The organism is Pantoea sp. Pa-EAmG (assembly GCF_030024295.1).
GTDB lineage: Bacteria > Pseudomonadota > Gammaproteobacteria > Enterobacterales > Enterobacteriaceae > Pantoea > Pantoea dispersa.
This window is the reverse complement of sequence record NZ_JASEWO010000122.1, coordinates 1-14,366: the sequence shown is the minus strand read 5'-3', so window position 1 is coordinate 14,366 and position 14,366 is coordinate 1. Positions and strand designations below refer to the sequence as shown.

General features: G+C 59.4%; 12 protein-coding genes. 9 read left to right on the top strand and 3 right to left on the bottom strand.

Annotation, left to right across the window (positions count from 1 at the left end; genetic code table 11):
* Positions 1 to 98 precede the first annotated feature (98 nt).
* On the bottom strand, positions 99 to 788 hold the full coding sequence (locus QMM04_RS15720) for a LuxR C-terminal-related transcriptional regulator (protein ID WP_058771006.1): 690 nt from the start codon (positions 786 to 788) through the stop codon (positions 99 to 101).
* Between the two features lie 288 nt (positions 789 to 1,076).
* On the opposite strand from QMM04_RS15720, the gene QMM04_RS15715 reads away from it, so the two are divergent.
* The gene (locus QMM04_RS15715) at positions 1,077 to 1,694 is read left to right on the top strand and encodes a trimeric intracellular cation channel family protein (RefSeq protein WP_031279636.1); all 618 of its coding nucleotides are present in this window, start codon (positions 1,077 to 1,079) and stop codon (positions 1,692 to 1,694) included.
* Here the strand turns inward: QMM04_RS15715 and ligB are convergent.
* Complete coding sequence (ligB, locus tag QMM04_RS15710; protein ID WP_282996495.1) at positions 1,608 to 3,377, bottom strand: NAD-dependent DNA ligase LigB; 1,770 nt, start codon at positions 3,375 to 3,377, stop codon at positions 1,608 to 1,610. The genes QMM04_RS15715 and ligB overlap by 87 nt on opposite strands.
* Positions 3,378 to 3,614: 237 nt before the next feature.
* On the opposite strand from ligB, the gene gmk reads away from it, so the two are divergent.
* Genes gmk through recG form a run of 5 tightly spaced genes read left to right on the top strand, consistent with a single transcriptional unit; the run spans position 3,615 to position 9,477 of the window.
* Positions 3,615 to 4,238 carry a guanylate kinase gene (gene gmk / locus QMM04_RS15705; RefSeq protein ID WP_282996494.1) on the top strand — a complete coding sequence of 208 codons (624 nt, stop codon included), beginning with the start codon at positions 3,615 to 3,617 and terminating at the stop codon, positions 4,236 to 4,238.
* 57 nt (positions 4,239 to 4,295) lie between these two features.
* Positions 4,296 to 4,571 (top strand): DNA-directed RNA polymerase subunit omega, encoded by a 276-nt coding sequence (gene rpoZ, locus QMM04_RS15700; protein ID WP_013511051.1) that lies wholly within the window; start codon positions 4,296 to 4,298, stop codon positions 4,569 to 4,571.
* Between the two features lie 20 nt (positions 4,572 to 4,591).
* The gene (gene spoT, locus QMM04_RS15695; protein ID WP_021507105.1) at positions 4,592 to 6,703 is read left to right on the top strand and encodes a bifunctional GTP diphosphokinase/guanosine-3',5'-bis pyrophosphate 3'-pyrophosphohydrolase; all 2,112 of its coding nucleotides are present in this window, start codon (positions 4,592 to 4,594) and stop codon (positions 6,701 to 6,703) included.
* A gap of 3 nt (positions 6,704 to 6,706) precedes the next feature.
* Complete coding sequence (gene trmH / locus QMM04_RS15690; RefSeq protein ID WP_031279638.1) at positions 6,707 to 7,402, top strand: tRNA (guanosine(18)-2'-O)-methyltransferase TrmH; 696 nt, start codon at positions 6,707 to 6,709, stop codon at positions 7,400 to 7,402.
* A complete protein-coding gene (recG, locus tag QMM04_RS15685) occupies positions 7,399 to 9,477 on the top strand; it encodes an ATP-dependent DNA helicase RecG (protein ID WP_282996493.1) in 2,079 nt (692 codons plus the stop codon). Before trmH ends, recG begins: the two co-directional genes overlap by 4 nt.
* On the opposite strand, the gene QMM04_RS15680 is transcribed toward recG, so the two are convergent.
* A complete protein-coding gene (locus tag QMM04_RS15680) occupies positions 9,474 to 9,959 on the bottom strand; it encodes a MarR family transcriptional regulator (protein ID WP_058780488.1) in 486 nt (161 codons plus the stop codon). The two genes, recG and QMM04_RS15680, sit on opposite strands and share 4 nt — an antisense overlap.
* 69 nt (positions 9,960 to 10,028) lie before the next feature.
* On the opposite strand from QMM04_RS15680, the gene QMM04_RS15675 reads away from it, so the two are divergent.
* From QMM04_RS15675 to QMM04_RS15665, 3 genes are all read left to right on the top strand, one after another.
* A complete protein-coding gene (locus tag QMM04_RS15675; protein WP_215800506.1) occupies positions 10,029 to 10,964 on the top strand; it encodes a zinc-binding alcohol dehydrogenase family protein in 936 nt (311 codons plus the stop codon).
* A 90-nt stretch (positions 10,965 to 11,054) separates the two neighbouring features.
* Positions 11,055 to 12,443 (top strand): NCS2 family protein, encoded by a 1,389-nt coding sequence (locus tag QMM04_RS15670; RefSeq protein WP_104094268.1) that lies wholly within the window; start codon positions 11,055 to 11,057, stop codon positions 12,441 to 12,443.
* Positions 12,444 to 12,565: 122 nt separating this feature from the next.
* A complete protein-coding gene (locus tag QMM04_RS15665; protein ID WP_282996492.1) occupies positions 12,566 to 14,245 on the top strand; it encodes an AsmA family protein in 1,680 nt (559 codons plus the stop codon).
* Positions 14,246 to 14,366 lie beyond the last annotated feature (121 nt).

The window sequence follows — 14,366 nt, the reverse complement described above, 5'->3', positions numbered from 1 at the left end:
GCGAGCAAGAAACGGATAATAACAACAAGTCTGTATGGTGGGCTCTGGGCATCTGCAAGATGCGTTCGCGTGCTGGTTACCAGCACGCTTTTTTCTTTTTATGCTTCCAGTAACTCTTCCAGCGAATGATAAGCCAGCTCGCTCAGCTTGCCATTGCGGTGCAGGCGCAGCCATCCCACCAGCATGCGCAGCTCGTCAATCACCATAAACAGATCGGCCATATCGTTTTTGCTTTTCACCTGCAGGCGGGTAAGCGCATTTAGCTTGTGTGCATTCACCGTTTTATGGCTGATACCGAGCCGGTTACCAATCTGCTCCGTGTTGTAGCCCCACGCCATCATCAGCAGCACCCGTAGCTGCCGGTCCGGTAGCAGAATGTCAGCCCCCTCCTGCAACTGCGGTATCCCGCCGGCGATACAGGCCAGCAGGCAACGACGCAGCGCGGTGTGTGAGGACTTTAAATCGAGGACGCTGAGTCCGGGCAGATAACGACTGAGAGCGTGCATCATCGGCAACAGACGTCGGGTCAGCACCAGCATCTGCATGGCCGGAAACTGCTGCTGCAGCGCATACAGCACTTTGAAGGTGCCAGCCAGCGGCATATTCTCGTGAAAAATAAACACCAGTAACCGCGGCCGCACTCTTTCACACTGCGAGATGACGGTACTGAGCGACCAGAGTTCATGCACCCGGCAGCCCACCGGTAACGCTGATAGCAGGCTTTCCAGCCCGAGTGCCGCCAGCTTATCGGAGGAGTAATAGAGGATGTCTTCGCTGTGTTTTTTCATGCCTGTCCAGAGTTGCTGCACGTCGCGCCCGTAAATGATGAGCCTGAATGAGCAGGCATTAATCAGGTACGACACATCATCGGCGAAACTTAAATCAGGGTCGATCCGCCGTCTCGCATCATTTTTATTGATGCGAAAACACCGGCTGACAACCGCAGTTCCTCTGTAACAAGCCCATCAGCAGGCTCGCCATCAGCATGGCTAATCCGAAAACATTTTTTTAGAAAATCTCAGTGGTCTACACTCTGGGAAATCTTTAGCCTTGCCGCCAGTTTACTGGAGTGCTCTATGTTATTAACCGTCCTGTACATCATTGGTATTACCGCCGAAGCAATGACCGGTGCGCTGGCGGCAGGCCGACGCAAAATGGACCTGTTTGGCGTCATTATTATTGCGTCGGTCACGGCGATTGGCGGCGGCTCGGTGCGCGATATTCTGCTGGGCCACTATCCGCTCGGCTGGGTGAAACACCCGGAATACATCATGATCGTCGCGGCGGCGGCCGTGGTCACCACCTTTGTCGCGCCGCTGATGAATCATCTGCGTAAAGTGTTTCTGGTGCTGGATGCGCTGGGTCTGGTGGTGTTCTCGATTATCGGCGCACAGGTTGCGCTGGATTCCGGCCATGCGGCGATCATCGCCGCCATCGCCGCAGTCATAACTGGCGTTTTTGGCGGCGTGCTGCGCGATATGTTCTGCAACCGCATTCCGCTGGTGTTCCAGAAAGAGTTGTATGCCGGTATCGCTTTTGCCTCCGGCTGGATGTATATCCTGCTGCTGAAAACACCGCTGGCGCATGAAGTGGTGGTGATCATCACGCTACTGTTCGGCTTCTTCGCCCGCCTGCTGGCGCTGCGCTTCCGCCTCGGTCTGCCGATTTTCAACTACCCCCACCCCGAGCACTGACGGCTGCGCCGGGATATTCTGCTGCTGCAGAAAGTGAATCAGCGACTGCAGGCGCGCATCCTGCAGCATCGTCACCAGCCGCTGTGCCAGGACGTTGCCGATACCCGGCAGCTGCTGCCAGCTGTCGGCTGAACGCGCCAGCAGCTGCGACCACTGCGTATCGGGCAACGCCTGGAGTGCCGTGCGCGGCAGCGGTAAGCCCAGCGCGCTGATCCAGCGGCGCAGCGGCTGCTGGCGCGTCAGGTTAAAGCGATGCCAGATCTGCCGGGCGCGTACGGTGGAGATGCCCTGCGCCTGCGCAATCTGCTCTGGCGTGAGCGTCAGCCAGGAGAACAGGTGGCTGATGCTGCCGCCGTCCAGCAGACGCTGCCAGCTACTGCGCTGCATGCCAGCAATATCCAGCACTGACTTGTGACTCAGCCAGCTGAGGCGCGCCAGAAACTGCGCGCGACACCCTGCGCTGAAGTGCAGGCAGCTCAGCGGATTGAATGCGTCGTCCTGTGGCGGCAGCGGATAGTCGCGCTGCGCCACGCGCCAGATCACCCGTTCCAGCCGCGGAATACCCAGCCCGGCCAGCGACAGCGTGACCTGATCGCCGGCGATCACATCCCACTGCTTCCAGCGACGCAGCGAGCCCAGATTGACCCGCCGGACTGTTTTATCCTCCAGCTGCACCGGCTGCAGGTTCAGCACCACGGCAATTTTGCCGGTGCGTCCGACGTTGAAATCCACCGACAGCACTTCGCTGCTGACTTCGGCAGGCTGATATTTCCACGCGGCCGACCAGCTGCCCTGCCCGGGCTGCCAGTCGCGCCCGACGCGCTGCGGTGACTGGTGAATCACCACACCATCAGTGACAAAAGGCAGCGGCTGGCGATACCAGCGCTCACGCCAGGCCGCGACCTCCTCCTCATTGCTGACCTGGCGGCTCCACTGCTGCGTCAGGGCAAAGCCCCACTGCGTAAGCTGCGCCAGCCGCGCCTGCATCATCGGCGGCCCATCCGGCCATGCCCAGATAAACACACCAATGCGCGACAGCAGCGGACTGGCTTCGCGCCGCATCATGGCGCCCGCCACCTGGGCGCGCGCATTCTGACCGCCGTCGCGCGCCTGCTGGTGATCGGTCATCGTCAGAAATAGTTCGCCCTGTAACACCACTTCCGCACGGTCGGTCGCGATATGCCGCGGGATCGCCGCAATGTGCGGTGCTTTCGCCAGCCACTGTTCACCGCGCAGTCCGTCGCCCCGGCTGATCAGGCCCGCCAGTTCGCCGTGGCGATACACCAGCGTCACCGCCACGCCATCGACTTTCGGCTGCACCCACAGCGCCGGTTTATCCTGCATCCAGTAGGCCACCGCCAGCTTGTCACGCAGCTTGCGCACGCCGGTATGCGCCACCGGATGCAGCGTGCTGCCGTCGGTGCTGAGCTGTGCCGCATAGCCGGGCAACGCCGGCGTGAAGCAGCGCTGCCACTGCTGTAAGCGCTGCTGCAGGCTGTCGTAGTCGGCATCGCTTACCGGGCTTTGCCCCTGACGGTAGTAGGCATCATCCCAGTGGCGCAGCTGGTTGTGCAGCACGCCCATCTCCTGTTCAGCGCGCACCGGTGACCAGTTGGGACAGATCGCCATCCCATTCGCACATCCCGCCAGCAACATCGCACCCAGCCATCTCCATCCTTTCATCGTCGCCTCCTTTTTGCTGATTGCAGCGTGCCGCGGTGAGTGACACCAGCGTTAAAAAGCCGATTGTGGAGCGAGGCTGACGGGTTTTTGTGCGAATTGCAGAAAGTTGCGCTGCCGCTGGAGGGCGCGCACAGAAAAAGAATTGCCGCGTGCGGGCGGCAAACGCTGCGTGCTGCGCTTAAGCCGTGTATACTGTGCAGGAAATCGACTCCGCTCTTTACTCAATTCAAGATAACCATGGCTCAAGGCACGCTTTATATTGTTTCCGCCCCTAGCGGCGCGGGTAAATCCAGCCTGATTCAGGCGCTGTTAAAGACACAGCCGCTGTACGATACGCAGGTGTCTATTTCTCACACCACCCGCGGCGTGCGTCCCGGTGAAGCACATGGTGAACATTACTTCTTCGTCTCAAAGCCCGAATTCGAGGCCATGATTGCCGCCGATGACTTCCTCGAACACGCGGAAGTGTTTGGCAATTACTACGGCACCTCGCGCGCGGCGATTGAACGCGTGCTGGCAACCGGTGTTGATGTATTTTTGGATATCGACTGGCAAGGCGCGCAGCAAATTCGTCAAAAAATGCCGGCTGCACGCAGCATTTTTGTCTTGCCGCCGTCGACCGAAGAGCTGGACCGTCGCCTGCGTGGCCGCGGTCAGGACAGCGAAGAGGTGATCGCCCGCCGCATGGCGCAAGCCGTGGCGGAGATGAGTCACTATGCCGAATACGATTATCTGATCGTGAATGATGATTTCGACCTGGCCTTAACCGATCTGAAACACATTATTCGCGCAGAACGTCTGCGTATGAGTCGCCAAAAATCGCGACATGATGCTTTAATCAGCAAACTATTGGCAGTCTGAAGTCACTTTCAGTATTATGCCCAGTCATTTCTTCATCATCTGTGGAGTAGCACACCTATGGCACGCGTAACCGTTCAGGACGCAGTAGAGAAAATTGGTAACCGTTTTGACCTGGTGTTGGTCGCTGCACGTCGTGCACGTCAGATGCAGGTAGGCGGCAAAGATCCGCTGGTTCCGGAAGAGAACGATAAAGCCACCGTTATCGCCCTGCGCGAAATCGAAGAAGGCCTGATCACCAACCAGATTCTGGATGTCCGTGATCGTCAGGAACAGCAAGAGCAGGAAGCCGCTGAGTTACAAGCCGTTACCGCTATCGCTGAAGGTCGTCGTTAACAGCACTCTGCAGGTCAACCTTGTATCTGTTTGAAAGCCTCAATCAACTGATTGAAAAATACTTGCCTGAGGAGCAAATCAAGCGCCTCAAGCAAGCTTATCTCGTCGCGCGTGATGCCCACGAGGGTCAGACACGCTCCAGCGGTGAACCTTACATCACCCATCCTGTTGCCGTTGCCTGCATTCTGGCCGAGATGAAACTCGACCATGAAACGCTGATGGCAGCGCTGCTGCATGACGTGATCGAAGATACACCCGCCACTTACCAGGATATGGAACAGCTGTTTGGCAAAAGCGTGGCCGAACTGGTGGAAGGCGTGTCGAAACTCGACAAGCTGAAGTTCCGCGACAAGAAAGAAGCGCAGGCTGAAAACTTCCGCAAAATGATCATGGCGATGGTGCAGGACATTCGCGTCATCCTGATCAAACTGGCTGACCGCACGCACAACATGCGCACGCTGGGCGCGCTGCGTCCGGATAAAAAACGGCGCATCGCGCTGGAAACGCTGGAAATTTACAGTCCTCTGGCGCACCGCCTAGGTATTCATCACCTGAAAACGGAACTGGAAGAGCTCGGCTTTGAAGCGCTCTATCCAAACCGTTTCCGCGTGATTAAAGAGGTAGTGAAAGCGGCGCGCGGTAACCGTAAAGAGATGATTCAGAAGATCCTGTCGGAAATCGACGGGCGTCTGCAGGAAGCCGGCATTCCGTGCCGCGTCAGCGGACGCGAAAAGCATCTCTATTCGATCTACCGCAAAATGCACCTGAAAGAGCAGCGATTTCACTCGATCATGGATATTTATGCCTTTCGCGTCATCGTGAAAGACCTTGATACCTGCTATCGCGTGCTCGGTCAGATGCACAGCCTGTACAAACCGCGTCCCGGACGCGTGAAAGATTACATCGCCATTCCCAAAGCCAACGGCTATCAGTCACTGCACACCTCAATGATCGGCCCGCACGGCGTGCCGGTTGAGGTGCAAATCCGTACCGAAGATATGGATCAGATGGCGGAGATGGGGGTGGCGGCCCACTGGGCTTATAAAGAAGCCGGCGAAAGCGGTACCACCGCGCAAATTCGCGCCCAGCGCTGGCTGCAAAGCCTGCTGGAGCTGCAGCAGAGCGCCGGCAGCTCGTTTGAATTCATCGAGAGCGTAAAATCCGATCTGTTCCCGGATGAGATCTACGTGTTTACGCCGGAAGGCCGTATCGTCGAACTGCCCGCGGGCGCCACGCCGGTGGATTTCGCCTATGCGGTGCACACCGATATCGGCCACGCCTGCGTCGGTGCGCGCGTCGATCGCCAGCCGTATCCGCTGTCGCAGGCGCTGACCAGCGGCCAGACGATTGAAATCATTACCGCACCTGGCGCGCGGCCAAATGCCGCGTGGCTCAACTTTGTGGTGAGCTCAAAAGCGCGTGCCAAAATTCGCCAGCTGCTGAAAAACCTCAAGCGCGAAGATTCCGTTAACCTCGGCCGTCGTCTGCTGAGCCACGCGCTCGGCGGCAGCAAAAAACTGGCCGAGATTCCGGCGGAGAATATTCAGCAGGAACTGGAGCGTATGAAGCTCTCCAGCATCGACGATCTGCTGGCGGAGATTGGCCTTGGCAATGCCATGAGCGTAGTGGTGGCGAAGAACCTGCTGCAATCCGGCAGCGAACCGTCATCTGGCAGCAGTAAGCGCAGCAAAAAGCTGCCAATCAAGGGCGCTGATGGCGTACTGATCACTTTCGCCAAGTGCTGCCGTCCGATTCCTGGCGACCCGATTGTCGCGCACGTCAGCCCCGGTAAAGGTCTGGTGGTGCATCACGAATCCTGCCGTAACATTCGCGGCTACCAGAAAGAACCGGAAAAATTCATGCCGGTTGAATGGGATAAAGTGACCGATCAGGAGTTTGTCGCCGAGATTAAGGTGGATATGTTTAACCACCAGGGCGCGCTGGCCAACCTGACCGCGGCAATCAATACCGCAGGTTCGAATATTCAAAGCCTCAATACCGAAGAGCGTGACGGCCGCGTTTACAGCGCCTTCATCCGCCTCACCGCGAACGATCGCGTCCATCTGGCCAATATCATGCGTAAAATCCGCGTGATGCCGGACGTGATTAAAGTTCACCGTAACCGTAATTAGTGCATGAACGCTCAACGTTTTGCTCGTATCCAGGAGATGCTGGCCATGCGCCAGCACGATCTCACCGTCTGCATGGAGCAGGTGCATAAGCCGCACAATGTCTCTGCGGTGATCCGCACCGCCGACGCCGTCGGCATCCACGAAGTGCACGCGGTATGGCCCAGCGTGCGTATGCGCACCATGGTGTCCGCGTCGGCGGGCAGTAACAGTTGGGTGAAGGTGAAAACCCATCGCCACATTGCTGATGCGGTGCGCCATCTGAAAGATCGCGGCATGCAGGTGCTGGCGACCCATCTGTCAGACAAAGCGGTCGATTTCCGCGAGATCGATTACACCAAACCGACCTGTATTTTGATGGGCCAGGAGAAAACCGGCATCACCGCTGAAGCGCTGGCGCTGGCCGACCGCGATATCATCATTCCGATGGTCGGTATGGTGCAGTCACTGAATGTCTCCGTGGCCTCCGCGCTGATTCTGTATGAAGCCCAGCGTCAGCGGCAAAACGCCGGCATGTATCGCCGCCAGCACAGCCTGCTGGACGAGGATGAGCAGCAGCGTCTGCTGTTTGAGGGCGGGTATCCGGTGCTGGCGCGCGTAGCGAAGCAGAAAGGCCTGCCCTATCCGCACATCAACGCGCAGGGCGAAGTCGAAGCCGATGCCGCCTGGTGGTCCACCATGCAAGCGACGGGTAAAAAATGAAAGGCCGTCTGCTGGATGCCATTCCGCTCAGTACCCTGACCGGCGTCGGCGCCAGCCAGGCGGGTAAGCTGGCGAAACTCGGCCTGTTTACCATTCAGGATCTGCTGCTGCACCTGCCGCTGCGCTACGAAGACCGCACCCAGCTGTACAAAATTAACGATCTGCTGCCCGGCATCTGGGCGACGGTGGAAGGTGAAGTGCTGCACAGCGAAATCACCTTTGGCCGCCGCCGCATGCTGGTATGCCAGATCAGCGACGGCAGCGGCGTGCTGACGATGCGCTTCTTCAACTTCAACGCCGGCATGAAAAACAGCCTGGCACCGGGCCGTCGCGTCACCGCTTATGGCGAGATCAAACGCGGCCAGCGCGGCGCCGAAATCATTCATCCGGAGTATCGCGTCCAGGGCGAGCTGGGTGGCGTTGAGCTGCAGGAAACCCTGACGCCGGTCTATCCCACCACCGAAGGTATTCGCCAGGCCACGCTGCGCAATCTCACCGATCAGGCACTGACGCTGCTGGAGAGCTGCCCGATTGCCGAGCTGCTGCCGCCGGAATTGAGCGGCGGTTTGATCAGCCTGCCGGAGGCGCTGCGCACCCTGCACCGGCCGCCGCCGGACCTGCGCCTGAGCGAGCTGGAAACCGGCCGTCATCCGGCGCAGAAGCGTCTGATTCTCGAAGAGCTGCTGGCGCACAATCTCAGCATGCTGGCGGTACGCGCCGGCGCGCAGCGCCATCACGCCCTGCCCATGCCGGCACGCCACCAACTGGTGGATAAACTGCTGGCCGCGCTGCCATTCTCGCCCACCACGGCGCAGCGGCGCGTGGTCGCAGAGATTGAGCGCGATCTGGCGCACGACTTCCCGATGATGCGCCTGGTGCAGGGTGATGTCGGCTCCGGTAAAACGCTGGTGGCTGCGCTGGCGGCGCTGAACGTAATCGCCCACGGCAAGCAGGTAGCGCTGATGGCGCCGACCGAACTGCTGGCTGAACAGCACGCCAGTAATTTCCGCCAGTGGTTTGCGCCGCTTGGCGTGGAAGTTGGCTGGCTGGCCGGAAAGCAGAAAGGCAAAGCGCGCGAAGCGCAGCAGGAGGCGATTGCCAGCGGTCAGGTGGCGATGGTGGTGGGCACGCATGCGCTGTTCCAGGAACAGGTGAAGTTCAACGGCATGGCGCTGGTGATCATTGATGAGCAGCACCGTTTCGGCGTGCATCAGCGGCTGGCGCTGTGGGAAAAAGGCGAAGAGCAGGGTTTCCATCCGCATCAGCTGATCATGACCGCCACCCCGATTCCGCGCACCCTGGCGATGACGGCCTATGCCGATCTCGATACCTCAACCATTGACGAACTGCCGCCGGGCCGTACGCCGGTGACCACGGTGGCAATTCCCGATACCCGCCGCAGCGACATCATCGCCCGGGTGCAAAGCGCCTGCCATGAAGGCCGTCAGGCCTATTGGGTGTGTACGCTGATCGATGAATCCGACGTGCTGGAAGCGCAGGCGGCGGAAGCCACCTGGCAGGAGCTGAAAGTGGCGCTGCCGGACCTGCAGGTCGGTCTGGTGCACGGGCGTATGAAGCCGGCGGAGAAACAGGCGGTAATGGCGGCGTTCAAGGCCAATGAAATCCAGCTGCTGGTGGCCACCACGGTGATTGAGGTCGGCGTCGATGTGCCCAACGCCAGCCTGATGATCATCGAAAACCCGGAACGGCTTGGTCTGGCGCAGCTGCATCAGCTGCGCGGACGCGTTGGCCGCGGTGCCGTCGCTTCACACTGCGTGCTGCTGTACAAAGCGCCGCTGAGTAAAACCGCGCAGAAACGCCTGCAGGTGCTACGCGACAGCAACGACGGTTTTGTCATCGCCCAGCACGATCTGGAGATTCGCGGTCCGGGTGAATTGCTCGGCACGCGCCAGACCGGCAACGCCGAGTTTAAAGTTGCCGATTTACTGCGCGATCAAAGCATGATTCCGGAAGTTCAGCGCGTGGCGCGCCATATCCACCAGCATTATCCCGAACAGGCTCAGGCGCTGATCGAGCGCTGGCTGCCGGAAACCGAGCGCTACAGCCACGCTTAATCCAGCTGCGGCTGTCGATCCACCGCCATGAAATCGCCGACGAAGCGCTGTAACAGGCGCGTTAACTCAGCGCGCTCTTCAGCTGGCCAGCCAGCGAACAGTTGCTGATAAATCTGGGTGCGTGCCGCGTCGATTTTATCCGTCATCGCTTTTCCCGCCGCCGTGATCACCGCCTCATTGATCCGCTTGTCTCTGGCATTTTTCTGCCGCTGCGCCAGCCCCAGCTCTTCCAGCTTCGCCACCTGGCGGCTGACAGTGGTGTAATCGCGCCCGGCGCGATCGGCCAGCTCGACCACGCCGAGGGGACCAAAACGGCCAATCTGGATCAGCAGCGGAAACAGGGCGCGATCCAGCTGGATACCGGACTCTTTTATTAATAATTCATCGCGTTGCGGACGATTAAAGGTGCCGACGATCATCAGCAGCGCGTTGTGCAAATCATCGAAGCCGGCATTATTATGTGTATTTTGCACGCTTTTCATTGACGTCATCCCAGAGCAGGCCTAATGTGTGCATATTACACATATTATCCGATGAACTGAAGGTGAAACATGAAAGCAGCTATTGTCAGTGCCGCAGGTGAGAAACCGGTATGGGGCGATTTCCCGCCACCGCAGGCCGATGAACAGCATGTGGTGGTAACGGTGAAGGCCGCCGCCATCAGCCAGCTGGCGAAAGCGAGAGCTGCCGGTGCCCATTACAGCGCCGGTAGCCACTATCCGTTTATCGCCGGTATTGATGGCACCGGCACGCTGAGCAACGGCGATCCGGTCTATTTTCTCGCCTTTAGCGCACCGTGGGGCAGTATGGCGCAGCAGACCCGGGTGCCGGCTGCGGCGGTGGTTGCGCTGCCGCCGACGCTTGATCCGCTGCTGGCTGCGGCAATCGCCAATCCCGGCATGTCCTCGTGGGCCGCACTGACGCGTCGCGCGCAGTTTCAGGCGGGTGAAACCGTGCTGATCAACGGTGCAACCGGCACCTCCGGCGGGCTGGCGGTGCGTATTGCGCGTCACCTCGGTGCCGGGAAAATCATCGCCACCGGCCGTAACCGCGCGGTGCTGGAGCAGCTGCGCACGCAGGGTGCGGATATCATCCTGACGCTGGATGAACTGCCCGGCGCGCTGCCAGCGCTGATGCAGCAAGGCATTGATGTGGTGCTGGATTATCTGTGGGGCCAGAGTGCGCTCGACATCATGCACGCGGCGGTGGCCGGCGGTGAGAAAACGGTGCGCTTTGTGCAGATTGGCTCGCTCAGCGGGCAGGAGATCGCGCTGCACAGTAAACTGCTGCGCTCATCCGGGCTGACGCTGATGGGCAGCGGACTGGGCAGCGTCTCTGACAGCGAACTGATCGCCTGTATTGGTGAGATGCTGAACGCCGCCGCTGAAAGTGACTTCTCCATCGCTTTTCAGCAGCGTCCGCTGAGTGAGGTAGAGCAGGCGTGGCAGCAGGATGACAGCCGCTGCCGCACGGTGTTTACGCTCTAGATCAATCACAACCAAAAGGGCCATTGCAAACGATTGCTTTCACAACGCAACCGTTTAAAATCGCCCCTTTGTTGTTATTGAGAAGCCACCATGTCCGTCAATACTGCTGAATCCCGCCAGCCTGCCACTGCGCCAGGCGAGAGCAAAAGTGAACTGATTTACCGTCTAGAAGATCGTCCGCCGCTGCCGCAAACGCTGTTTGCCGCCTGCCAGCATCTGCTGGCGATGTTTGTGGCGGTGATTACCCCGGCACTGCTGATCTGCCAGGCGCTCGGCTTACCGGCGCAGGATACGCAGCACATCATCAGCATGTCGCTGTTTGCTTCGGGCGTGGCGTCCATTCTGCAAATTAAAACCTGGGGACCGGTGGGTTCTGGCCTGCTGTCGATTCAGGGCACCAGCTTTAACTTTGTCACGCCGCTGATCATGGGCGGTATGGCGCTGAAAAACGGCGGCGCCGATGTGCCGACCATGATGGCAGCGCTGTTTGGTACCCTGATGGTGGCTTCCTGTACCGAGATGTTGCTGTCACGCGTGCTGCACCTCGCACGGCGCATCATCACGCCGCTGGTTTCCGGCATTGTGGTGATGATTATCGGTCTGTCGCTGATTCAGGTCGGCCTGACCTCGATTGGCGGTGGCTTCGCCGCCATGAACGATCACAGCTTTGGGGCGCCGAAAAATCTGCTGCTGGCCGGTGCCGTGCTGCTGGTCATCATCCTGCTCAACCGCCAGCGCAACCCTTACCTGCGCGTCGCGTCGCTGGTGATCGCCATGGCAGTGGGTTATGCGCTGGCCTGGGCGCTGGATATGTTGCCCGCGACCTCTGCACCCACCAACCAGGCGCTGCTGGCCGTGCCGTCGCCGCTCTATTACGGCCTGGGTTTTGACTGGAATCTGCTAATCCCGCTGATGCTGGTGTTTATGGTGACCTCGCTGGAAACCATCGGCGATATTACCGCCACCTCCGATGTCTCCGAACAGCCGGTCAGCGGTCCGCTGTATATGAAGCGTCTGAAAGGCGGCGTGCTGGCCAATGGTCTCAACTCGTTTGTGTCGGCGCTGTTCAACACCTTCCCTAACTCCTGCTTTGGTCAGAACAACGGGGTGATTCAGCTGACCGGCGTGGCCAGCCGCTACGTGGGCTTTGTGGTGGCGCTGATGCTGATCGTACTCGGCCTGTTCCCGGCGGTGAGCGGCTTTGTGCAGCATATTCCGGAACCGGTACTGGGCGGCGCCACCATCGTGATGTTTGGTACCATTGCCGCTTCCGGCGTGCGCATTGTGTCGCGCGAGCCGCTCAATCGCCGCGCCATTATGATCATCGCGCTGTCGCTGGCGGTGGGCCTCGGCGTATCGCAACAGCCGCTGATCCTGCAATTTGCCCCGGACTGGCTGAAAACCCTGCTGTCATCCGGCATCGCCGCCGGGGGTATCACCGCTATCGTGCTTAACCTCGTCTTTCCGCAGGAAAAGTAATGCTGCTGGCAGGCTACGGCCTGCCTGTTATTTATCCGCTTTTACATCCAGGCTGTTGAGCTGTAACGGTAATTCAGGCATAACAACCTCTTACCGGATAAATATCGGGATGGATGGATGCGATGAAATTTTTAGGCAAGTTTTTCCTTACCTTACTGCTGCTGATTCTGCTTGGGCTGGTGGTCCTGTATGTCATGCTGCAGACCCAGTGGGGCGCAGGCTGGTTTAGCCGTTGGGTAAGCGATAAAACCGCCTGGCATTTGTCGCTGAGTAAGATTGAGCACAACTTCTCCTCGCCTTCCCACATCATTCTGGATGACTTCAGCTTCGGCCACGACGGCCAGCCGGCGGTGCTGGTGGCGAAGCGCGTCGATCTCGGACTGGCACTGGTGCAGTTCAGCGATCCGCTGCATTTCGACAGCATTGAAGTGCGCGACGGCGACATCAACCTCGCTAACCAGTCACCACAAACCACGCTGCCGATTCAGGCCAACCGGCTGCAGCTCAATAATGTGCAGATCGAAAGCCCGCACAGCGCCCTGCCGCTGGCGGCGCAGCGGGTCAACGGCGGCATTGTGCCGTGGAAGCCCACGCCTGACGATATGCTGGGCAGCGATGCGCAGTTCCAGATGAGCGCAGGTGCCATGACGCTGGACGGCGTCGCCGGTAACAACGTGCTGCTGCAGGGCAATATCGCCAAACGCCGGCTGGTGCTGAGCAATATCGGCGCCGATCTGGCGCGCGGCTCAATGACCGGACGTGCCGAGCGCGACGCGCAGGGTAACTGGCAAATCAACCAGCTGCGTCTTAACGATATTCGCCTGCAAACCCAGCAGAGCCTGAGCGAGTTCCTCAGTCCGCTGCGCGACGTGCCTTCGGTGAGCATCAACCGGCTGGATATGACCGATGCGCGCCTGCAGGGCCCGGACTGGGCGGTGACCGATCTCGATCTGACCCTGAAGAACATTACGCTGCGCGGCGATGACTGGCAGAGCGACGACGGTTCGCTGGCCATGAACGCCGGCAACTTTATTAACGGCAGCTTTGAACTCAACGATCCGATCGTCAACGCCGAATTCTCACCGCAGGGCATTCAACTGACGCAGTTCAGCTCCCGCTGGGTCAACGGCGTGATTCGCGCCAGCGGCAGCTGGACGCGCAGCGATAAGCGCCTGACGCTTGACGATTTAGCCATTGCCGGCCTGGAATACACGCTGCCGCAAAACTGGCGCGATCGCTGGCAGCAGACGCTGCCGGGCTGGCTGGATAGCGTGCTGGTGAAGCGTGCGACCGCTAACCGTAACCTGGTGATTGATATTAATCCGGCCTTCCCGTTCCAGATGACCGCGCTCGACGGTAATGCAGAAAATCTGCTGCTGGCGCGCCAGCATCAATGGGGCATCTGGGCCGGTAAAGCCAGCTTTAACGCGGCGGAAGCCACCTTTAACCGCACCGATTTGCGCCATCCGTCGATTAGCCTGAACGCCAGCGATCGGCAGATTGAGGTCAGCGAGATGAGCGCCTTCAACGGTAACGGATTACTGGAAGGCACGGCAACCGCAGGACAGGAAGCACAGCGTCCGTTTACGCTAAACCTGAAAGGCCAGGCGGTGCCGGCAAACGTGCTGCAAAACTGGGGCTGGCCTGCACTGCCGCTGAGCGGCAGCAGTAATTTGCAGCTGCAGCTGAAGGGCTCGCTTAGCGCGGGCGCCCCGCTGCGTGCCAGCGCAGAAGGCAGTTTGTCGGTGACCACGGATACGCAGTCGCTGCAGCAGACGATGCGTGGCGGGCAGGTGCAGTGATGATTGCATGACCGATCGCGCTGAAAAAGCGCGATGCGGGTCAGTTGCGCTTTTTTGGTCGCCATTAATGGCGCCCCTTATATCCCGATCATTCTCCTCCGGGTATGATGATCCCCGACTG

What these genes read in the sequence shown, in the direction of transcription:
- QMM04_RS15720 (WP_058771006.1), bottom strand. Translation starts at nt 788, where the DNA reads ATGAAAAAACACAGCGAAGACATCCTCTATTACTCCTCCGATAAGCTG.
- QMM04_RS15715 (WP_031279636.1), top strand. Translation starts at nt 1,077, where the DNA reads ATGTTATTAACCGTCCTGTACATCATTGGTATTACCGCCGAAGCAATG.
- ligB (WP_282996495.1), bottom strand. Translation starts at nt 3,377, where the DNA reads ATGAAAGGATGGAGATGGCTGGGTGCGATGTTGCTGGCGGGATGTGCG.
- gmk (WP_282996494.1), top strand. Translation starts at nt 3,615, where the DNA reads ATGGCTCAAGGCACGCTTTATATTGTTTCCGCCCCTAGCGGCGCGGGT.
- rpoZ (WP_013511051.1), top strand. Translation starts at nt 4,296, where the DNA reads ATGGCACGCGTAACCGTTCAGGACGCAGTAGAGAAAATTGGTAACCGT.
- trmH (WP_031279638.1), top strand. Translation starts at nt 6,707, where the DNA reads ATGAACGCTCAACGTTTTGCTCGTATCCAGGAGATGCTGGCCATGCGC.
- recG (WP_282996493.1), top strand. Translation starts at nt 7,399, where the DNA reads ATGAAAGGCCGTCTGCTGGATGCCATTCCGCTCAGTACCCTGACCGGC.
- QMM04_RS15680 (WP_058780488.1), bottom strand. Translation starts at nt 9,959, where the DNA reads ATGAAAAGCGTGCAAAATACACATAATAATGCCGGCTTCGATGATTTG.
- QMM04_RS15675 (WP_215800506.1), top strand. Translation starts at nt 10,029, where the DNA reads ATGAAAGCAGCTATTGTCAGTGCCGCAGGTGAGAAACCGGTATGGGGC.
- QMM04_RS15670 (WP_104094268.1), top strand. Translation starts at nt 11,055, where the DNA reads ATGTCCGTCAATACTGCTGAATCCCGCCAGCCTGCCACTGCGCCAGGC.
- QMM04_RS15665 (WP_282996492.1), top strand. Translation starts at nt 12,566, where the DNA reads ATGAAATTTTTAGGCAAGTTTTTCCTTACCTTACTGCTGCTGATTCTG.